Genomic DNA, 20,845 nt, shown 5'->3' with positions numbered 1-20,845 from the left:
AATGATTTGCCGCAGCATATTCGCTGGAGCTGAACGATGTTAACTCTCCCGGTCTTCAAACTGACAAAAGCAGAATTCGCGCCCTTCGGTGACGTCATCGAGACGGACGACGTGACACCGAAGCTGATCAACGAAGGATTTGCCCGGCGCTACGACGATCTGGCCAGGGTCGACGTTGCATCGGAAGGTGGCGACGTCAACATCAGCCTGTTCATCGGTGCAGCAAGGCCCACTCCGATCGTCATCAGGCTGATGGAGCGGCATCCACTCGGCAGTCAGTTGTTCATCCCATTGATCGACATGCCTTGGTTCGTGGTCGTCTGCACAGATCCCCGCGATCTTTCGAGCTATCGGGCGTTTGTTGCGTCAGGGCGACAGGGCGTGAATTACGCGCGCAACTGCTGGCACCATCCTCTGCTGGTCGTCCAGGACGCCAGCCCGTTCGCTGTTGTCGATCGAAAGGGTCCGGGATCTAACCTCGAAGAAATTTGGCTCGAAGAAGCAAACTGGCTTCGTGTCGTGCCCGATAGCGCATTGGAAACATACTCGCGCAACACCGCGAAGCAGGGCTAACGCTCTCGCGAACGATCATAAAAACAGTCCTTGGGAGGCATAAAAATGCGGTCTCACTATCACGTGCAAGCAGGGGGGCATCCACCCCAAAGCGAGCTTTTGACCGGTCGCGCGGTGTTCACGGATGCCTATGCGGTGATTCCCAAAGGCGTCATACGCGACATCGTCACGAGCTACCTTCCTTTCTGGGATGATACCCGTGTTTGGGTTCTGGCTCGGCCTCTGTCCGGCTTTGCAGAAACTTTCTCCCACTACTTGATGGATGTCGCGTCGGGTGGAGGAAGTGAACTTCCGGAGCCAGACCAGCATGCGGAAGGCGCGCTGTTCGTCGTGGGAGGCGAGCTTACGTTGACGCTCGATGCGACGGAACATGTATTAGGGCCCGGAGGTTTTGCATATCTTCCGCCCAAGTCCCGCTGGAGCGTAAGGAACCGCAGCTCCAATGCAGTGCAATTTCACTGGATCCGAAAGCTATATCAGAGCGTGCCAGGCCTTGCCGCGCCGGCGGCGATCGTTGCAAACGAAAGCTCGATCGCACCAACGCCGATGCCGGGCACCGACGGGCGGTGGGCGACGACGCGCTTCGTCGAGCCATCCGATCTCAGGCACGACATGCACATCACGATCGTCACTTTCGAACCCGGCGCGTCGATCCCATTTGAAGAGACGCATGTGATGGAGCATGGACTCTATGTTCTTGAAGGCAAGGCGGTCTATCGGCTGAACCAGGACTGGGTCGAAGTCGAAGCCGGAGACTACATGTGGCTCCGCGCGTTTTGTCCCCAAGCCTGCTACGCCGGCGGCCCCGGACGATTTCGTTACCTGCTCTACAAGGACGTGAATCGTCATATGGATCTGCGCGCATTGCGACCAATAGCGCCGTAGGGTCGATCGCAACGGCGTATGCTTCGGTTTCCAGTCTGGCGACACGGCGGCCGGCAGGCGCGATGACCGCGCTAACAATGATGCGGGTCCCGCGCGCACGTGAGCACAACGCCGACGTCGTCGAAGATCGCGTCGATCGGTGCGTGCGGCTTGTGCACGGTCACTTTGACCGCGCGGACGCGCGGGAAATGCGACAGGACGGCGTCGGCCACCGCGCCTGCTGCGCGCTCTAACAGCTTGTAATTGGCGTTCTTGAACGCCGCCGTCGTTGTCGCGACCACGTCGGAATAGGAAACCGTATCGGCGAGGCGATCGGTGCGGGAGGATTCCTGGAGATCGGTGTAAAGCTCCAGATCAAGCACGAAGCGCTGGCCGACCACAGTCTCATGCTCCATCACGCCGTGGCGGGCGTGGATCACAAGGCCAGTCACGAAAATCGTATCGGTCATCTCTTGCTCTCGATTGCAGTCGCCACCCGCAGCGCCAGTCCGAGGACTGGGCTGACGCTGTTCCGGGGACATCACCGACACTCTTGCGTGCCGTCAAAGCCAATGGTGGCGACCGAGTGGGGGACGAAGAAAATTCCTAATTGCGGTCGATTGATGTGGGTCGGCCAGGCGTTCGCCACGGAAGCCCCCGGGAACTTTCCATGCTCAACCAGTGGAGCGAGAGGTACCCACGATCTCTATAAGCGAATGCCTACCCCGCGCGCACGTTCGCCATGAAGCGGTCGAGCTCGGCGCGGAGGCGAGTGCTTTCGGTTGAGAGTGTCTTGGCCGAGTGCAGCACCTCCTCGGAGGCCGTGCCGGTTTCGGCGGCGCCGCGGTTGACCTGGCCGATGTCGGTGGCTGCGGTCTGGGTGCCCTGTGCGACGTTCTGGACGCTTCGCGCGATCTCCTGCGTGGCCGCGCCCTGCTGCTCAACTGCGCTGGCAATCGAGGTGGCGATGGTCGAGATCTGGCCGATGGTGGCGCCGATCTCCTTGATCGCGGCGACCGACTCGGCGGTCGCGCCTTGCATGCCCGCGATGTGCGAGGAAATTTCGTCGGTCGCCTTCGCGGTCTGGCTCGCCAGCGTCTTCACTTCGCTTGCAACCACGGCAAAACCGCGACCCGCGTCGCCGGCACGGGCCGCCTCGATGGTGGCGTTGAGCGCGAGCAAATTGGTCTGCTCGGCAATCGCGGTGATCAACTTCACGACCTCGCCGATCTGCTGCGCGGCATGCGACAGCTTGCCGATGCGGCCGTCGGTCTCCTTGGCCTGCACGACGGCCGCTTCCGCGATGCGGCTGGAATCGCGCACCTGGCGACCGATCTCTTCGACGGAAGCCGAGAGCTCTTCGGTGGCTGTCGCGACCGACTGCATGTTGGAGGAGGCCTGCTCGGAAACCCCGGCAACCTGGTTCGATAGGGACTGCGTGGTCTCTGCGGTCCTGGTCAGGGTCGAAGCGGAGGATTCGAGCTGCACGGCGGAGGCCGAGACATTGGAGACGATGGCGCCGACGGCGGTCTCGAAATCATCGGCAAAGCGAATCAGCTCGGCGCGCCGCGCCGCACCGGCTTCCCTGTTCTGCGCCTCGCTGGCCGCCGCATCGCGCTCGGCCTTGGCGACGGCCTGCAGCTTGAACTCCTCCACCGCGCCAGCCATTTCGCCGAGCTCGTCCTTGCGCCCCAAGCCCGGCAGCACGACGTCGAAATTGCCGGACGCCAGCTCCCGCATGGCCTTGCACATCGTGATCATCGGCCGCGAGATGCCGGTGCCGAGTGCGAAAGCGAGGACGGCACCGAGCATGGTGCCGCCAACAGCCAGCATCAGGATTAAATACTGAGTTCTTGCAATGGTGGCTTCCGATTCCGAATCCAGCCGCTGCTGCTCGGCGACGAGATCTACCTTCATGGCGGTGGAGCCCCGAAGGATCGTGCTGGCCGAACCGCTCATCTCGGTTGAGAGTTCATCTACAATCTTGGCATTGGCGATCAGTTTTTCCAGCGCCTCGCGATAGGCGCCGAGCAGGCCTTTAGCGCCCTTCAGACCAGCCAGGATCTTGTCGTCACTAGAGTGGATGGCGCCGAGCGAATTATCGACGAATTTCAAACGCGCCAGCGCGTTGGTGCCGATCGCCCGGTCCGACGTCACGACGAAGTTGGTCACAGCCACGCTCGATGTCTGAAACTGGAGATTTACCTGCTTGGTGCCGTACTCGATCGACTCCGCCTCGGCGTCGGAGGCATTATTGTTGATCTCGTCGAGCTTGAACTTTAAGAGGTTGGCGTTGCGGTTGAGCTGGTTCTGCACCAGGAGGGTAGTATCGCGCTTGGCCTCGAGGATTTTTGTAAAGGTCGCGGAGAAATTCGAAAATGCTTTCGCGAGCTCTTTGAGACTCTCCTGCCGCGCGGGTTTCTCGGTGCCGTTGATCGCCTGGTCGATGGCACTTTTTAGGCTTGCTTCGGCGTCCAGAGCCGTCTTGGCGTCGTCTTCCTTCCCGGTGACGACGAAATAGCGGACCGCTGCGCTATAGGCGAGCAACTCGCGATCGATGTTGCGGGCAAGGTCGGCATCGGAGACGCTTGCACGGTAGGAGGCAACTCCGGACGAGACCCTCTCGAAGCCGAAATAAGAGAAAGCCATGCTGCCTGCGGAGATCATCAACACTGCGGCAAAGCCGAAGATGATTTTCGAGCGCAATCTGAGGGTCGGAAATATTGAGCGCTTCGATGGTGGTGCGATGCGCGCGGACATTCCAATCTCCATTTTCTATTCAGCGATTCAGGGCAAACCTGTCCATGACTGGATAATGGAGAAACGATAAAGCGCCGTAAATTCGGCACAGCGGCGGCAGTCTTCGTCGCGATGCATAATTCGCATCGCAGCGCCCATTTCTCTCTTCTACATCTTGGTGATGCATAACGCGCATCACGAAGGCGGTTGGCAATAGCCGCGATGCAACTGCACGCAGCCCATCAGGCTAGCAAGCCATCCGCAATGAAAGCGCTACTTCTGGTCATGCAGCTTGCGATCCAGACGAAGCGCGAGAGCAGCGTCAATCTTCGGAGAAGACGGGGCGACGTTCCGACAGCAATTTGAGAAAGTTGGCGAGTACCTCGCTCTTGTTGTCCGAGCGCCAGACAGCCGATAATCCGATGCAGCTTGGACCGGCTCCGTCTCTCAACGGCCGATACGCTAGTCCCGGAAAGTCAGCCCCGATATCGGACTCCAGCAAAAGGCTAACACCCATGCCGATGCTGATCAGGCTCTTTATGGCATCCCGACTAACGTCATGACGTTGGATCTGGGGGCGATCGTCAGGAACCTTGAGTTTTGCCGCCAGAAGCGTTTCCAACCCCAGTCCAAGGTCTTCCTGGCTGAGCAAGACAGTTTGATCCCGAAGGTCCGTCCAATGGACAGCTTCTTGTTTTGCCAATTCGTGGTCATCAGGCAGTTCGACAAAAACAGCTTCGCTCCAAAGTGGCGTTGTCTTGCAGTCGGGAGAAGAAATCTCTTCAGCTATTACATATATGTCGACAACACTATTTCTAAGCGCAGCAGCCAAACGCGCTCCTGATCGCCCAATTGTCCTGACTTCGATGAGAGGGTACTTCCTTCTAAAATCGAGCAAAGTTGCGCGCAAAGTCCCCGCCGTTAATGGCGTACAAAACCCGATAACCAAGACGTCCGCGTCACCCTTGGCGTTCCCTCTCGCGGTGGTGACCATTACTTCCAATTGCTCAACTATCGACCGGGCCGAGCGCAGGAAATGTCGGCCCTCCGCTGTGACTTGTACTCCGCCGCTCGATCGCTCAAAAATCGCAATACCAAATGTACTCTCAAGCGATTGCACGGAGCGACTTAGCGTCGATTGTTTGATCGACAGTTCTTCGGCCGCCTGTCGGAAGCTTCCATGCTCCGCAGCCGCGATTACATACTCAAGCTGGTTGAAGCTGAATTGCAAACGACGCCCTCGGGGCCGCGCGTTGCCGATACCTGCCTTCGCCATGCATCGCCACCGTCAATACCTAGTGGGTGTCTTCCTCAATCGTTTGACCAATGTCGGCATCCAAGGAGCGGTCCGCAATTCGAACCGAACCTCAGGATGTCTAGCCAATCGTCATGGAGCCCTGTTTGATGCCGAGATCGGCGTGATTAGATGACGCAAAATGCCCGCGTTCGTCGAATGCTCTTGCGAGAGCTCAAACCGCGTTGTCCACCATGACTTCTATGAGCGAGGGTGTGCGCCCCCCGACAGCAGATGCTATGACGTCACCGAGCACTTTCCCGTCTGTGACGCGCGTTGCGCTAAGACCAAGCGATCGGGCGATGCCGGTGAAGTCAACAGACGGCTCACGGAAATCCATGCCAACGAAATGGTTGGTCCCGTGGAACGCTTGCAGCCTCTGCTTGATGATCCGATAGCCGCCGTTGTTCACAAGCACGACGGTGAGCGGTAGATTGTGATGCGCCGCCGTCCAGAGCGATTGGATCGAATACATGGCGCTACCGTCACCCGAATAGCACACCACTGGTCGTTCAGGATTTGCGAGGCTGGCGCCGACGGAGGCAGGAAGTCCCCATCCGATGCCTCCGGAGGCCATTTGATGGTAGCCGTACCGGTCGCGGTGGCCTCTTAGAGAGGACATGTAGCGCGACGAAGTGAGGCCTTCGTCGATCAGGATCGCATCCGCGGGGAGGGCATCGACAACTTGAAGCGCCAACCAATCCGGATTGATTGGGGCGGCGTCTTTGCATCGCAAGATTTCCCGTACCAGCTTTTCGCGGTTTGCCGACCAGTTGTCGGATTTCAAGCTATCGATGCGATCCGAGGCGTGCTCGGCCAATCGCGCTCCTCCTGCCGACTCGATCGCCGGTACAAGCACGCGCAAGGTCTCTCGCACGTCGGCCTTCAGAGCGATCTCGGCCGGGAAGTTCTTGGCCAGATCGTTGTCCACGAGGCCGATCTGGACGATCGGGATTCCTGGCGGCAGAGGTTCGTGCGCGCTGTAGACCGACATCCGAACGGGGTCCGAGCCGAGCACGATCAGCAGGTCATGAGCGCCAAGGATCCTGCTGGTTTGCCGCTGGTCGCGCGGCAACGCTCCCATGAAACAAGGGTGATCGGAGATGAAATGTGCGCCGTAGGCGATGGTTTGCTGGTACACCGGACAGCCGAGCTGTGACGCAAGTTGCGCAGCCTCGTTGAGAGCATTGCTCTTCACAATCTCGTCGCCGACAACCATGACTGGACGTCGCGCGGATAGTATTCGGTTAGTCAGCGCCTCGAGTGCCTCTCTTGAGGGGGCAACTCGGGTATCAACACGCGTTGATCGACCAAGCGCGATGTCCGCCTCTGCATTGAGGATATCGCCCGGGAGCGAAATGAAGACCGGCCCGGTGGGCGGAGTCGTCGCGATCTTGGCCGCGCGGCGCACGATGCGCGGAAGATCCTCGAGACGCGTTACCTCTACCGCCCATTTGACGAGAGGTTCGGCCATCTGGACCAGCGGGCCATGGAGAAGCGGCTCCATGAGCCCGTGCCCCTGTTCCTGCTGGCCGGCGGTCAAGATCATCGGCGTGCCGGTGAACTTAGCGTTGTAGAGCGAGCCCATGGCGTTGCCGAGGCCCGGGGCAACGTGGACGTTGCAGGCAACGAGCTGTCCCGAAGCGCGGCTGAAGCCGTCCGCCATCGCTACGACCAAGCTTTCCTGCATCGCCATCACGTAGGTGATCTCGGGATGGTCTTTGAGAGCGTGCATGACCGGCAGTTCGGTTGTTCCAGGATTGCCGAACAGGTGCGTAATTCCTTCATCCTTCAGCACGGACAGGAATGCGGAGCGACCGGTTGTGCGAGTCATGATCTTGCTTCTTTCTGCTCATGGCCTGCCGTCACGCGGCACTTCAAAGCGAGCGATCGGCGGACGGCAGTGAAAAAAAGGGCCCCGACTTCTTCAAGACGGGGCCCAAGTCTGGGAGGAACGATGCGTTACTTGCCGAGCCAGACCTTCGGCGCCTGCGAGGCCACCATCGCGGCGCGAGCTTCGACTTCCGCCGGCGTGATCGACGAGACCGGGTGGTCGATGACCACCGGGATCAGGCCTTCCATGCCGATGGCGGTCCGGGTGAGCACGGTTTCCTTTTCGAACTCGGTGGTGATGATCGCTGCCGAAGGAAGACCGAGCTTCTCGAGCGTGACCGAGTCCCGGATGCAGCAGGAGCAGCAGGATCCGCAGTCGCCGATCGCGGTCAGGACCAGGTCGTTGTTCGCGGCGATCTCGGCGATCAGTTCCGGCTCGGCGTCCTTCGAGAAGGAGCCCTTCACGTAGTAGTTCACCTTGCCGAACTTGATGCTCTTCTCGAGCGCCGCGGCGGATGCGCGGAGGACCTTGTTGGCGTTCCATTTCGAGTTATCGAGAATCGCCAGGCGCAGACCGTCCAGGCTCTTCGGGCGGGCGGCGATCGGCGTGTTGGCCGATTCCACGACGCCGCGCGGGTCGAACACCGTCACCGAATTCGCGTCAGTTACCTTCATCAACATGTCAGTTTCCTCCTGCTTTCGTTAGAGCGCGCAAGCGCCGTCGGTGCATCCGTCGTCGGCCGGACCGGCGGCGGGATTGATCGGCTTGAGCACCGGCGTGCTCATGTGACCCCAGCCCGGAATGAAGGCCGAGAAACGTCCGGCGTGTCCGCCCATGATGAACAGGTGGATGTTGTCGGCGGAGGGCACGATCGGAATGCGGGTGTCGGGATCGCGCTTCAGCCACTTCGGCAGGTTGCGGTTGTAGACCTGGCCGTAGCGATGATCGCGCGAGATCAGGCGGAACGCGTTGCCCGAGTTCATCCAGAGGTAATTGCGGATGTCGGCGCGCGTCCAGCCGGCCTTCGCGATCGTCCTGGCATGTTCGAGGCCGAGCACGACGGTGCAGTGTCCGCCAAGGACGGCGGAGTTCGACGCGATGGTGCTCATCGCCGAGCACATCGTGTCGAGGATGCCTTCGGGATCGTTGCACTGATGGTCTGTGACACTGTGGGGCGCCTCGGCCGCGATCGCGAACACGGTCGAATCCATCGCGCTGTAACCGTGCTCGACGTGGTAGGGAGCGAACGGACTATCGAGCTCGTTCTCGGCGACGCAGTAGCTGTACTTGCCCGGATGACCGAGGGTGCTCTTGTCGAAGTCCGGCGCAAACCCGCCGCCGACGTTCAGCATGATCAGACGGACGGCTCGGCCGATGGTCGCATTGGCACGATTACCGGATCCGAAGACATTCGGGCCGCCGTTCATTCCGACTTCCGCTGCGAGCGGTCCGTTGACGACGATGAGCGGAGACGCGACGTGCGTGGTCGCCTGGACACCGTTCAGGTTGAAGGCGCGGTCGGTGAGCGCCAGCATGGCGGCACGGACGATGGGGGCGTATTCGGGACGGCAACCAGCCATCACCATATTGATCGCGAGGATTTCCCGGGTCAGGGCGCCCCAGCGCGGTGCAATCTTGCACTCGACGAATTGCGGATCGCCACCCAAGGCTGCGACGATCGCATCGATCTTCTCCTGGGTGGGAGGGACGACGGGAAGGCCGTCGGACCATCCGCGATCGTAGTAAAGCTCGATGAGATCAGTGCTGGTCGGGACGCTCTCGATGGCAGCGGATGCGCTGCCCTGTTCCAGTGTCTGAAGTGCCATTTTCTCGCTCCGGCTGTTTCAACCCGGAGCTCACCCTAGGCTCAATCCATTATATGCCAAGGAAATCCTGATAGCCATCATTGATACGGAAAGCGCATAAATAGCGCTAGGACTTGCTCCAAGACGACCGCAGGACAGACATAAGGCCCGCTGCGGCTGGAGACGGTTCCCTTTCCTTGAGCGTTATCACGCCAAGATCGCGTGCGAGCGGCCGACCTCGAACCGGCACAGCGCTCAACTCCTTTCCAAGGAAGCTCGCTACGCCGCTTTTCGGAGCAATGGCGAGCCCGATACCCGCTCTCACGAAGCCCAGCATCGTCGCGAACTGAGATACCGTCACGACATGGTTTAAGCTCAATCCGATTGACGAAGCCGCGCTGTCGATGACACGCCTCGTCCTGGAATCGCTCGGGAGCGACACGAGGGGTGCGCTCTTCAGGTCGGACAGCGAAAGGCTCTTTTTCTTCGCCAGTTCATGATGGCGCGGAAGCACCACCGTGAATTCCTCCTTGCCGAGCGGGACCGACATGAAGGGATCCGGAAGATCATCGAGATAGGTGATGCCGAAGTCTGCGGCGCCGCTGCGCACGTCCTCAATGACCGCGCCATGAACGCCGTCCCGGACATGCAATTCGATACCTGGATGGTCGAGACGATATGCCGAAACGAGTCCCGGCAGCTTTCCGTTTGCGACCGACATGATGCTCGAGATGATAACCTGACCACGTCTCTGATCGGACAGCTCTCGCATGCTGCGAATTGTGATTTTCAAGTCGTTGAGCATGCGCGCCGCCACGCCGACGAACTCCTTGCCGGCGGCAGTAATCTGCACCGAGCGGGTGCTGCGATCGAATAGCTTGAGTCCGAGCACTTCCTCTACGTGCTTGACGGTGCGCGTGACCGCAGGCTGCGAGGTCTTCAGTAGCGCCGCCGCAGCGATGAAGCTGCCATATTCGGCGAGCGCCAAGACCGTCTCCAATTGTCGGGAAGTGAGATCGGGGAGACCGGAGCTGCTCATGTGACTTATACCTATTTTGCAATTATCGATGGTATCAGAATTTCATTGATATAACCAGTCATTCGTTGGACCGTCATCGCACCGCAGCTTGGAGCGACAGATGGGTCAATTAGAACGAGCACCGCGCCCAAGGACGTCCTATCCCCAATTTAGGTGGGAAGACGCTTTTCTGCTTGAGCAGCAGCTCACGGAAGATGAGCGGATGATCCGGGACACGGCGCGTGCCTATGCCCAGGAAAAGTTGTTGCCGCGCGCGACCGAGGCCTACCTCAACGAAGAGACGGACCGAGAGATCTTTCGCGAAATGGGCGAGCTCGGTCTGATCGGCGTCACCTTCCCGGAAGAGTACGGCTGCGCAGATGCGGGCTACGTGTCGTATGGTTTGGTCGCGCGTGAGATTGAGCGTGTCGACTCGGGCTACCGTTCGATGAACAGCGTGCAGTCCTCGCTCGTGATGTACCCGATCTATGCGTATGGCGACGAGGCGCAACGGAAGAAATTTCTGCCGAAGCTCGCCACGGGCGAGTGGGTCGGCTGCTTCGGCCTGACTGAGCCCGACGCGGGATCCGATCCCGGCGGGATGAAGACGCGCGCCGACAAGGTCTCCGACGGTTACCGGTTGACCGGCTCGAAGATGTGGATCTCGAACTCGCCCATTGCGGATGTCTTCGTCGTCTGGGCGAAGTCGACGGCCCACGACAATCAAATTCGCGGGTTTATCCTCGAGAAGGGGATGGCGGGCCTTTCGGCGCCGAAGATCAAGGGCAAGCTCTCCCTTCGGGCCTCGATCACCGGCGAGATCGTCATGGACGGTGTGGTCGTTCCGGAAAGTGCGCTGTTGCCCAACGTCTCCGGTCTCAAGGGGCCTTTCGGCTGCCTCAACCGGGCGCGCTATGGCATTTCCTGGGGCGCGATGGGGGCTGCCGAAGACTGCTTCCACCGTGCAAGGCAATACGTCCTCGACCGCAAGCAGTTCGGCCGGCCGCTGGCAGCGACCCAACTGGTGCAGAAGAAGCTTGCCGATATGCAAACCGAGATTGCGCTAGGTTTGCAGGCATCTTTGCAAGTAGGCCGCTTGATGGATTCGGGCCAGATGGCTCCCGAAATGATCTCGATCGTCAAGCGCAACAACTGCGGCAAGGCCCTCGATATCGCGCGCGTTGCCCGCGATATGCACGGCGGCAACGGGATCTCCAGTGAGTTCCAGGTCATGCGGCACGCCCAAAATCTGGAGACCGTGAATACCTACGAAGGTACTCACGACGTGCATGCGCTGATCCTCGGCCGCGCAATCACCGGCATTCAAGCGTTTTCGTGAGGCGGCCATGAAACCATGCCTGGATGGTTTGCGTGTTCTTGATCTGAGCCGGATCCTCGCCGGGCCTTGGGCGACGCAGCTTCTCGCTGACCTCGGAGCCGAGGTCATCAAGATTGAGCGGCCGGGCGAAGGGGACGATACGCGCGGTTGGGGGCCGCCGTTCGTCGTTGGGAAGGGCGAGAACGACCTTTTCAGCGCTTACTATCTCGCGGCGAACAGGGGAAAAAAGTCGGTCTGTATCGACTTCAGTAAGCCGGAGGGGCGCGAGATCGTCGGGGCTCTGGCCCGCTCTTGCGATATCGTGGTCGAGAACTTCAAAGTTGGCGGCCTGAAGCGGCTCGGGCTCGACTACGAGGCTCTCTCAGCGATCAATCCGAAGCTGATCTACTGCTCGATCTCCGGCTTTGGGCAGACTGGTCCCTATAAGGACAAGCCTGGTTACGACCTGCTGGTGCAGGCGATGGGCGGCCTCATGAGCATCACGGGTGCGTCCGACGGCGAGCCGATGAAGGTTGGCGTGGCCGTCGCGGACATCTTTACGGGTTTGTATGCGACGGTGGCGATCCTCGCAGCCCTGAACGAGCGTCGGACCAGCGGCGAGGGCCAGCATATTGATCTTGCTCTTCTCGATGTACAGATCGCGACTCTTGCCAATCAAGGAATGAACTTCTTGGCTTCGGGCAAGGCGCCGGCGCGACATGGTAACGCTCATCCAAACATCGTGCCGTATCAGGCCTTTGCCACATCCGATGGTCACATTGTTGTGGCGGTCGGCAATGATGCGCAGTTTGCGCGTTTCGCCGCAATCCTCGGCGTTCCCGAACTCTCGAAGGATGCACGTTTTCAGAAGAATGCAGATCGGGTGAGAAATCGGAAGGATCTCATCACGATCTTGACCGAGAAGATCCGGTTGCGGGCGAAGCTGGAACTTCTCCAGGCGCTTGATGACGAGAAGATACCCGCCGGACCGATCAACGAAATGCACGAAGTCTTTTCCGACCCGCACGTCGTGGCGCGAGGCCTCGTTGTCGAGCAGACCCTGTTCGCCGGAGGGCCTCCCACCAAAATGATCGGCAATCCGATCCGGTTTTCTCGGACGCCGATCGAGTACGGCCGAGCACCGCCGCGACTCGGATCTCACACCTCTGAGGTTGTCCAGGGCGATCTCGAAATGCCGGAGACCGAACTGAACCGGTTGGCAGAGCAGGGGATCATCTCAAGCAGCAACGCCTGAACCCGCCGAAGAAGCGGAAGCGTAAAACACTAGAAGTGAGGAAACATGACAAGGATCGAACTTTCCCGCCGAAAGGCGCTCGGCGCCATAGCCGGAGCGATGGCGCTCCCCGCCCTGGCGAGAGCCCAGTCCGCCACTGAAGTACGTGCCATCATTCAGTATGGTGTCTCGTATCTCCCGTTGATGATCATCGAGGAGGAAAAGCTCCTCGGTGCAGCGCTTGCCGAGCAAGGAGAGCCTCGCGTCGAGTTGCAGCTCCAGCGGGTCAGCGGTTCGACCGCTGTGAACGAAGGGCTCCTGGCAGGCACCGCGGATATGGGCGTCATGGGAGTTCCCTCTCTCCTGATCATCGCCGAAAAGACGCGCGGTGGCGTAAAAGGACTGGCGAGTTGCTCGTCGTTTCCAATGGTGCTCAACACCGTCGTCGATCGGATTAAGACGATTGCGGACTTCTCGCCGCAAGACCGAATCGCAACGCCGGCCAATACCGCACCGCAGAATCTCTGCCTTCGCATGGCTGCGGAGAAGCAACTGGGCGATGCGAAGAAGCTGGACACCAACGTGGTGGCTCTGCCGCATCCGGATGCGATGTCGGCGATGTTGGCGGGGACCGAAGTATCGGCGCATTTCACCAATGCACCGTTCGCCCAGTTCGAGGCTGACGACAAGCGAGTGCATAGGGTGCTCAGTTCAGAGGATGTCCTCGGCAAATCGTCGACCTTCGTGTTGCTGGCGGCGACTTCCCGCTTCGTCGACAAGAATCCGAAGGTCGCCATGGCGATGGTGAGCGCCATGGACACCGCGATGAAGCGGATCAAGGAGGACCCCGGCAAGGCGGCGGCGCTCTACCTCAAGGTCGAGCCGTCCAAGTCCATGAACGTAGAGTACGTCGAGCGGATTCTGCGGGATCCCGAGAACGTCTTCAGCGTGTCTCCCGGCGGCGTCATGACATACGCGGATTTCATGCAGCGGATGGGCCAGATCAAGTCGAAGCCCGCCAAATGGCAGGACGTCTTCTTCCCGTTCATCCAGGAAAGACAGGGAAGCTGATGATGAACATGATCAATCAGCCCCAAATCAAGCAAGCCTATGACGCCGGTGGCTCGAAGCCAGTGTTGAGCCTCAAGAACGTGACGCTGCGCTATCGTACGGACGCCAGCATCGTCACAGCGGCATACGACGTGAGCTTCGACGTGTATCGGGGCGACAGGTTTATCCTGCTCGGCGCGTCCGGCTGCGGCAAATCATCTTTGCTCAAGGCGGTCGGCGGATTTCTCACGCCAGCAGCCGGAGAAATCAGACTCGACGGCCGGATCGTCGATGCTCCGGGCCCAGACAGGATGATGGTCTTCCAGGAATTTGACCAATTGCTGCCCTGGAAGACGATCCTAGAGAACGTCGCGTACCCCATGCAGAAGTCCAAGAAGTGGTCTTCCGCCGAAATACTGGACCGGGCTCGTGTCTTCACTGCCAAGGTCGGTTTGGAGAAGTTCGGCAACGCGTATCCTCACACGCTCTCCGGCGGCATGAAGCAACGGGTTGCCATCGCGCGCGCGATGGCGATGGAGCCGAAGATTCTTCTGATGGACGAGCCGTTCGCCGCGCTCGACGCACTGACCAGAAGGAAGATGCAGGACGATCTTCTCGAGCTTTGGAGTGGGACACACTCGACCATCCTGTTCGTCACGCACTCCATCGAGGAGGCTGTGATCGTGGGGTCGCGCATTCTGGTGTTGACCCCGCATCCGGGACAGGTTCGTGCCGAGATCAACGCACATCAGTTCGCCTTCGCTGATCTCGGAAGCGCGGATTTCGGCAGTCTTTGTTCCCGCATCCATCACATGCTCTTCACGCCATGTCCGCGGCATCCGAAAGGACAGTAATATGACCACGATTGAGCAGACTGCCCGCTTGGCCCTTGCGCTTCCCCCGGTTCGCGACGAGTTTGAGCTGCAAAGCGTCATCGAGCCCTCGGCGGATGTGGAATGTCCTCTTCCGCTATACGACCGGATCCTTCAAAGCACGCTCGTCCGTCGACTCATTGTGGTTGGCCTTTTGGCCGCTGTATGGGAAGGCTACGCGACCTACCTTGACAACCCGCTGATGATGCCCCGCCTTTCCGAGGTCATCGTCGCGCTGGTGTCGTCGCTGGTTTCCGGCGGCCTCGTGATGCGTATCCTGCTGACTATGAAGGTCCTCATCATCGGCTACGCGGCCGGGATTACGGCGGCGGCGACAATCACGATCCTGGCGTCCACGACGCGATTCGGGAGCGACGTATTGTCGACGTTGACTTCGATGTTCAACCCGCTGCCCGCAGTGGCGCTGCTGCCGCTCGCGCTGCTCTGGTTCGGCCTCGGCATGGGTAGTCTGGTCTTCGTCATCGTGAATTCGGTGCTGTGGGCGGTCGCGTTGAGCACGCACACGGGCTTTCAATCCGTCAGCGACACGCTTCGAATGGCGGGGCGCTGCTTCGGTCTGAGGGGCCTCTCGCTTGTCGCCGAAATCCTGATCCCGGCCGCTCTTCCGTCGATTCTGGCTGGCCTCAAGATCGGCTGGGCTTTCGCCTGGCGCACCCTGATCGCCGCAGAGCTCGTCTTCGGCGTGAGTTCAGGACAGGGCGGCCTTGGGTGGTTCATCTACGAGAACCGCAACAATCTTGAGACTGCAAACGTATTTGCCGGACTGCTGTGCGTCATTCTCATCGGCCTTTTCGTCGAGAGCGTCATTTTCCGGACGATCGAACGCAAGACTGTTCGGCGTTGGGGAATGCAGAAGTTTTAGTCACACGAGGACCACAAAATGACCGAGCACCGGACGGACGTCATCATTCTGGGCGCAGGCCCGGCAGGATATACGGCCGCAATCTACACCGCGCGCGCCAGCCGGCGTCCCATTCTCCTGACTGGCATGCAGCCGGGAGGGCAACTGGTTACGACCACCGACGTCGAGAACTATCCCGGGTTCGCCAATGTTATCCAGGGACCATGGCTCGTCGAACAGATGCAGGCCCAGGCCGAGCACATGGGAACGCGCATCATGTACGATCACATTGTGTCGATCGAGACCGGGTCGCGGCCCTTCCGCCTGATCGGTGACAGCGGTGACCACTATGTCTGCGACGCACTGATCTATGCGACCGGCGCGCAAGCCAAGTGGCTTGGCATTCCATCGGAAGACACCTTCCGGGGCTTCGGGGTGTCGGCATGCGCCACGTGCGACGGCTTCTTCTTCCGCGACAAGCGGGTCGCAATCGTCGGCGGCGGGAATACCGCCGTGGAGGAGGCGCTTTATCTCGCCAATATCGCCAGTTCTGTCACATTGGTCCATAGACGCGATACCCTGCGTGCGGAGCGCATTCTCCAAGATCGCCTATTTGCCCATCCCAAGATCAGCGTACGCTGGAATAGTGAAGTGGAGTCGATCGTCGGCGAGAGCAATCCCGCGAAGGTCGAAGGAATTGTTCTGAAGGACCGCACGAGCGGGGCCCTCGACCGTCTTGCGATCGATGGTGTGTTCATTGCGATCGGCCATGCGCCGGCGAGCGCCTTGTTGGAAGGGAAGGTAGACTTGCACGCTGACGGCTACATCAAGGTGAAGCCGGGGACGACGACGACGAGTGTGCCGGGGCTCTTCGCGGCGGGTGATGTGGCGGACGGCGTCTACCGGCAGGCCGTGACGGCCGCGGGCCTTGGCTGCATGGCGGCATTGGAAGCGGACCGCTTCCTATCAGTTCATGCGAGTGCAAAGGCCGCACCGCGAGAGGTGGCGGTCGTCGCCTAACAAACCTTAGAGTGGCCTCATGATTCCCCGCCTAGACGGCAGTCCTGCTGCTGCGCGCCTGTATGCGGAGTTCCTGACGGAAGTCCGCAGGCGGGGTTTCGAAGGTGAATGCTCCTCCGAACATGGCGAGCGCCTCGCGCTTTCGACCGACAACTCGATTTATCAGCTTCTGCCGGAAGCGGTGATATTCCCAAGAAACGTCGAGGACGTCGCAAGAATTGCGACTCTCGCGGCCGAGGCCCGCTTTCGAGAGTTGAAAATCGCGCCGCGCGGGGGCGGGACCGGTACGAATGGACAGTCGCTGACCAATGGCGTGGCGGTAGATCTGTCGCGCCACATGAACGGCATCATCGAGATCAATGCCGAAGAGCGCTGGGCGAGGGTGCAGGCAGGCGTGGTCAAAGACCAGCTCAATGCCGCGTTGCGTCCGTATGGCCTCTTTTTTGCGCCGGAGATTTCGACGTCGAACCGAGCTACGATCGGCGGAATGATCAGCACGGATGCGAGCGGTCAGGGATCGTGCCTGTACGGAAAGACGCGAGATCACGTCCTGGAATTGTCCACGGTCCTGCTTGGAGGAGCGCTATGGCGTTCAGAGCCTCTCGCCGAAAAGGATCTGCGGGAAGTCAAGCTGCGGCCCGATAGGGTCGGCTTGGCCCACACCGTGCTCGACAAGGTTCATGTCGACAACCGCGGTCTTATCCAAGCGCGCTTTCCGAAACTGAATAGGTGCCTGACCGGGTACGACCTCGCACACCTGCGGAATCGCGATGGGCTGTTCGATCTCAATGCCGTTCTTTGCGGATCGGAAGGTACGCTCGGCTTCATCGCGGAGGCCAAGCTAAACTTGGTACCGATTCCCAAGTGCAGCGCGCTCGTCAATGTGCGGTATGGAACCTTCGACGCAGCTCTACGAGACGCGGCGGCCCTCATGGAGCTCAAGGCGGCTTCGATCGAGACGGTGGACTCGATGGTCCTCGGGCTGGGGCGGGGGGACGCCGTCTGGCGCGAGGTCAGTCGGTTCTTTCCCGAGGATCCCGAGGGGCCGGCGCAGGGCGTCAATCTGGTCGAGTTCATAAGCGATAGCGAGGACGATCTCGAAAGACAGCTGCGCCGCGTCGAGACGAGCTTGACGGGCGACAACGTTGCCCGGGATGTCCGTGGCTATACGATCGCTCGGGGCGGCCGGGACGTCAAAAGCATCTGGAACATGCGCAAGCGCGCGGCGGGACTTCTGGGCAACGTCGAGGGCGAAAAGCGCCCGATTCCGTTCGTGGAGGACACCGCCGTCCCGCCGGAAAAGCTCGCCGACTACATCCGTGAATTCCGCCAGCTCCTAGACAAACGCGGTCTCTCGTACGGCATGTTTGGTCATGTCGACGCTGGCGTGTTGCACGTCCGACCGGCCATCGACATGAAGGACCCGGCCCAGGAAAAGCTCGTCCGGGAGATTTCCGACGAAGTTGCCGAATTGACGACCAGGTACGGCGGACTGCTTTGGGGTGAACACGGCAAGGGCGTTCGTTCCGAGTATGGACCACGGTACTTCGGACCGCTTTATCCTGCGCTCCAGCTCGTCAAGGCTGCGTTCGATCCACACAATCAGTTAAATCCCGGCAAGATTGCCACGCCTACAGGGGGCGAGCTGCTCAGGATCGATGGTGTTCCGACCCGCGGCCAGAGCGATCGACAGATTTCTCTCGCTGCACGAAAGGCGTTTGATGAGGCGTTGCACTGCAACGGGAACGGGGTCTGCTACAATTTCGATCTTGACGACGCAATGTGTCCATCGTGGAAGGCGACGCGTGATAGGCGTCACTCGCCCAAGGGGCGCGCATCCCTGATCCGCGAATGGTTGAGGATGTTGTCGGCCAAAGGCGTCGATCCGGCGACTCAGGCGCGCACGCAAAGGGTGTCACCGAAGCTGAAAAGGCTGCCGGCGCGTGCCTGGAACACTTTCGGCAAGCTGGTGGGAGTCCCTGACTTTTCGCATGAGGTGAAGGAGGCAATGGATGGCTGCCTCGCGTGCAAATCGTGCGTAGGCCAGTGTCCAATCAAGGTCGATGTGCCGTCCTTTCGCGCGAAGTTTCTCGAGCTGTATCATGGCCGCTACCTCCGCCCCTTCAAGGATCGTTTGCTGGCGTCGCTGGAGCGTAACCTTCCCCTTCTTGCGAAGTTATCGTGGCCGTACAATACGTTTGTCTCGAGCGCGGTCGGAAGATGTGTTCTTCGGTCCATCGGCCTCGTAGGGGCGCCACGGCTCTCGGGAATTGATCTGACGAGAGAGTTGAGAGATAGAGGCGTCGGCATTGCCAGCGCGAAGGCGCTTGCGGGTTTGACGAACGAGCAGCGCGCCAGGAACGTCGTCTTGGTGCAGGATGCGTTCACAACCTACTTCGAGACGCGGATCGTTCTCGATACGGTCGATTTGATTGTCCGCCTGGGGTTCACACCCTGGATTGCGCCATTCCTGCCAAACGGCAAGCCGCTCCACGTGCATGGGCTTCTCGCAGAGTTCGAAGACGCTGCGCGCCTTAATGCGACGATGCTGCGCGAGCTCGCGGCAAGCGGTGTCGATCTCGTCGGAATTGATCCGTCGATGGCGTTGACCTACCGATCGGAGTACCGGCATGCGCTCGGGTCGGAAGCTCCGCAGGTTTTGCTGCTGCAGGAGTGGTTAGTGAAATGCCTCGGCAATACGAGCCGTGGACCAATCACGGGCAGATATTGGCTGCTGCCACATTGCACCGAGCGCACGAACGCCGGCGCGGCGACTGAGGATTGGAAGGTTGTGTTCAGATCGCTTGGCGTGGACCTTACGATTCTTCCGAGCGGGTGCTGCGGGATGGCCGGCGCGTACGGGTACGCAACGGACAATCGCGTGATTTCAAGGAGGATATACGGGCAGAGCTGGTGGAATCACGTCCGAAACAGAGAATTCAAAGGACGGCTTCTCGCGAGCGGGCATTCCTGTCGCTGCCAAGCCAAAATGCTCGACGGCGTCGAATTGCAACATCCGGTTCGTGCCTTGCTTGATGCAATCTTTGCGTCCAAAGCCGAGAGCCTGCGGAGCGCGACAAATGAAGGATCGGTGCGTTCCGATCGATTTCATGAAGCGCGGTAAGGAGGCGCATCAAGTTTTGTCACCCTCGAACGGGTTGGCGCGAATAAGCGGCGCGCTCTTCCTTGCGGGTTTTGCGACGTTTTCCTTGATCTATTGCACCCAGCCGCTCTTGCCGGAGTTCACATCGGACTTCGATGTCAGTCCAGCCACGAGTTCGCTGGCCTTGTCGTTGACGACCGGCTGCCTGGCGATTTCGATCGTCTGCGTGGGCGCATTGTCGGAGACCTGGGGGCGACGTGGGCTGATGTTCCTTTCAATGGCCGGCGCCGCCATTCTAAATCTGATATCGTCGGCTGCGCCCACGTGGGAGTTCTTGCTGGCCACTCGGTCGCTCGAGGGGCTGGTGCTCGGTGGAGTGCCGGCGGTCGCCATGGCCTATCTGTCGGAGGAAGTGCCAGCGGAGCGTCTCGGCCGCGCGATGGGACTTTACGTAGGTGGCACCGCATTCGGCGGCATGATTGGGCGAGTGGCTATCGGCGCACTCACGCACTTCTCTTCGTGGCGCACGGCTCTCGCGACGATGGCCGCAGTCGATCTCTTCGTCGCAATTATCTTCCTTATGCTGCTCCCGCCCTCGAGGAATTTCGTCCGCCGCTCCACCGTTGGGCTGCGCGTGCATGTCCATGCGTGGTTTGGTCATCTCAGCCAGATCGAACTTCCGTGGATTTTTGCGACAGGGTTTCTGGCAATGGGAGCGTTCGTCACAATCTACAACTACGCCGGCTTTCGCCTGCTCGCGCCTCCCTACAGTCTCAACCAAACTCAAATTGGTCTGATTTTTCTCGCTTACATATTCGGAGTCTTTGCTTCTCCCGTAGCGGGCGCGCTGGCCGAGAAATATGGCCGATCGCTGGTCGTCGTTGCAGGAGGAATGATCTTCGTCGTGGGCCTGGCGCTTACAATGCTGGAGTCTCTGCTTGCTGTGATCGCTGGAATCTCTGTCATTACCGTTGGCTTCTTTGTGGTGCACTCCGTCGTCAGTGGATGGGTTGGCTACCTCGCCGATCGGAACAAGAGTCACGCAACGTCGCTCTACTTGCTCTCGTACTATCTGGGTTCGAGCGTATTGGGTTCGCTCGGGGGATGGTTCTGGCACGTCAGCGGATGGGCCGCCCTCGTTGGATTTTGCTTCGTGCAAATTGTCGCCGTCCTCGGCATCGCGTTCCACTTGAGACTGCGATCGGCCGATGAGGGTCCGAAATCGTGACCACAAATTGGTCATTCGAGAAAGCTGATGG

General features: G+C 60.0%; 18 protein-coding genes. 11 read left to right on the top strand and 7 right to left on the bottom strand.

The annotated features are described in order from the left end of the window. Nucleotides 1–36: 36 nt before the first annotated feature. Both Q3C01_RS27425 and Q3C01_RS27420 read left to right on the top strand, forming a co-directional pair. A complete protein-coding gene (locus tag Q3C01_RS27425) occupies nt 37–573 on the top strand; it encodes an ureidoglycolate lyase (protein WP_458148411.1) in 537 nt (178 codons plus the stop codon). A gap of 45 nt (nt 574–618) precedes the next feature. Beyond that, nucleotides 619–1,458, top strand: coding sequence for a bifunctional allantoicase/(S)-ureidoglycine aminohydrolase (locus Q3C01_RS27420; RefSeq protein WP_458148410.1), 840 nt, complete (start codon nt 619–621; stop codon nt 1,456–1,458). A gap of 71 nt (nt 1,459–1,529) precedes the next feature. On the opposite strand, the gene folB is transcribed toward Q3C01_RS27420, so the two are convergent. Next, nucleotides 1,530–1,907: a dihydroneopterin aldolase gene (folB, locus tag Q3C01_RS27415; protein WP_458148409.1), complete on the bottom strand. Its 378-nt coding sequence runs from the start codon at nt 1,905–1,907 to the stop codon at nt 1,530–1,532. A gap of 250 nt (nt 1,908–2,157) precedes the next feature. Then, nucleotides 2,158–4,104 carry a methyl-accepting chemotaxis protein gene (locus Q3C01_RS27410; RefSeq protein ID WP_458148434.1) on the bottom strand — a complete coding sequence of 649 codons (1,947 nt, stop codon included), beginning with the start codon at nt 4,102–4,104 and terminating at the stop codon, nt 2,158–2,160. Here Q3C01_RS27410 and Q3C01_RS27405 point away from each other — a divergent pair. Next, nucleotides 4,085–4,267, top strand: a complete 183-nt coding sequence (locus tag Q3C01_RS27405) for a hypothetical protein (RefSeq protein ID WP_458148435.1) — start codon at nt 4,085–4,087, stop codon at nt 4,265–4,267. The genes Q3C01_RS27410 and Q3C01_RS27405 overlap by 20 nt on opposite strands. 231 nt (nt 4,268–4,498) lie before the next feature. On the opposite strand, the gene Q3C01_RS27400 is transcribed toward Q3C01_RS27405, so the two are convergent. The 5 genes from Q3C01_RS27400 to Q3C01_RS27380 all read right to left on the bottom strand — a co-directional run bounded on the left by Q3C01_RS27400 (nt 4,499) and on the right by Q3C01_RS27380 (nt 10,148). Then, nucleotides 4,499–5,452 carry a LysR family transcriptional regulator gene (locus Q3C01_RS27400; protein ID WP_458148408.1) on the bottom strand — a complete coding sequence of 318 codons (954 nt, stop codon included), beginning with the start codon at nt 5,450–5,452 and terminating at the stop codon, nt 4,499–4,501. A gap of 193 nt (nt 5,453–5,645) precedes the next feature. Beyond that, nucleotides 5,646–7,307, bottom strand: coding sequence for a thiamine pyrophosphate-binding protein (locus tag Q3C01_RS27395; RefSeq protein ID WP_458148433.1), 1,662 nt, complete (start codon nt 7,305–7,307; stop codon nt 5,646–5,648). Between the two features lie 125 nt (nt 7,308–7,432). Beyond that, a complete protein-coding gene (locus Q3C01_RS27390) occupies nt 7,433–7,984 on the bottom strand; it encodes a UGSC family (seleno)protein (protein WP_458148407.1) in 552 nt (183 codons plus the stop codon). Nucleotides 7,985–8,005: 21 nt separating this feature from the next. Next, nucleotides 8,006–9,130 (bottom strand): hypothetical protein, encoded by a 1,125-nt coding sequence (locus tag Q3C01_RS27385; protein ID WP_458148406.1) that lies wholly within the window; start codon nt 9,128–9,130, stop codon nt 8,006–8,008. A 106-nt stretch (nt 9,131–9,236) separates the two neighbouring features. Then, complete coding sequence (locus Q3C01_RS27380; protein WP_458148405.1) at nt 9,237–10,148, bottom strand: LysR family transcriptional regulator; 912 nt, start codon at nt 10,146–10,148, stop codon at nt 9,237–9,239. A 100-nt stretch (nt 10,149–10,248) separates the two neighbouring features. Between Q3C01_RS27380 and Q3C01_RS27375 the strand changes: the two genes are divergently transcribed. From Q3C01_RS27375 to Q3C01_RS27340, 8 genes are read left to right on the top strand one after another with little or no spacing between them, the layout of a single operon-like run. Beyond that, complete coding sequence (locus Q3C01_RS27375; RefSeq protein WP_458148404.1) at nt 10,249–11,466, top strand: acyl-CoA dehydrogenase; 1,218 nt, start codon at nt 10,249–10,251, stop codon at nt 11,464–11,466. A gap of 7 nt (nt 11,467–11,473) precedes the next feature. Further along, nucleotides 11,474–12,700 carry a CaiB/BaiF CoA transferase family protein gene (locus tag Q3C01_RS27370; protein WP_458148403.1) on the top strand — a complete coding sequence of 409 codons (1,227 nt, stop codon included), beginning with the start codon at nt 11,474–11,476 and terminating at the stop codon, nt 12,698–12,700. 45 nt (nt 12,701–12,745) lie between these two features. Next, a complete protein-coding gene (locus tag Q3C01_RS27365) occupies nt 12,746–13,750 on the top strand; it encodes an ABC transporter substrate-binding protein (protein ID WP_458148402.1) in 1,005 nt (334 codons plus the stop codon). Between the two features lie 2 nt (nt 13,751–13,752). Beyond that, nucleotides 13,753–14,583: an ABC transporter ATP-binding protein gene (locus Q3C01_RS27360; protein WP_458148401.1), complete on the top strand. Its 831-nt coding sequence runs from the start codon at nt 13,753–13,755 to the stop codon at nt 14,581–14,583. 1 nt (nt 14,584) lies between these two features. Beyond that, nucleotides 14,585–15,484, top strand: coding sequence for an ABC transporter permease (locus Q3C01_RS27355; RefSeq protein WP_458148400.1), 900 nt, complete (start codon nt 14,585–14,587; stop codon nt 15,482–15,484). Between the two features lie 18 nt (nt 15,485–15,502). Then, entirely contained in the window at nt 15,503–16,483 is a 981-nt protein-coding gene (gene trxB / locus Q3C01_RS27350) for a thioredoxin-disulfide reductase (protein ID WP_458148399.1), read from the top strand. Between the two features lie 19 nt (nt 16,484–16,502). Beyond that, nucleotides 16,503–19,607: a D-2-hydroxyglutarate dehydrogenase YdiJ gene (ydiJ, locus tag Q3C01_RS27345; RefSeq protein WP_458148398.1), complete on the top strand. Its 3,105-nt coding sequence runs from the start codon at nt 16,503–16,505 to the stop codon at nt 19,605–19,607. Next, entirely contained in the window at nt 19,594–20,814 is a 1,221-nt protein-coding gene (locus Q3C01_RS27340) for an MFS transporter (protein WP_458148397.1), read from the top strand. Before ydiJ ends, Q3C01_RS27340 begins: the two co-directional genes overlap by 14 nt. Nucleotides 20,815–20,845 lie beyond the last annotated feature (31 nt).

It is taken from the genome of Bradyrhizobium sp. UFLA05-109, from assembly GCF_054185165.1.
Note: the sequence above shows the minus strand (reverse complement) of the source record. Positions and strands in the feature narration are given on the sequence as shown.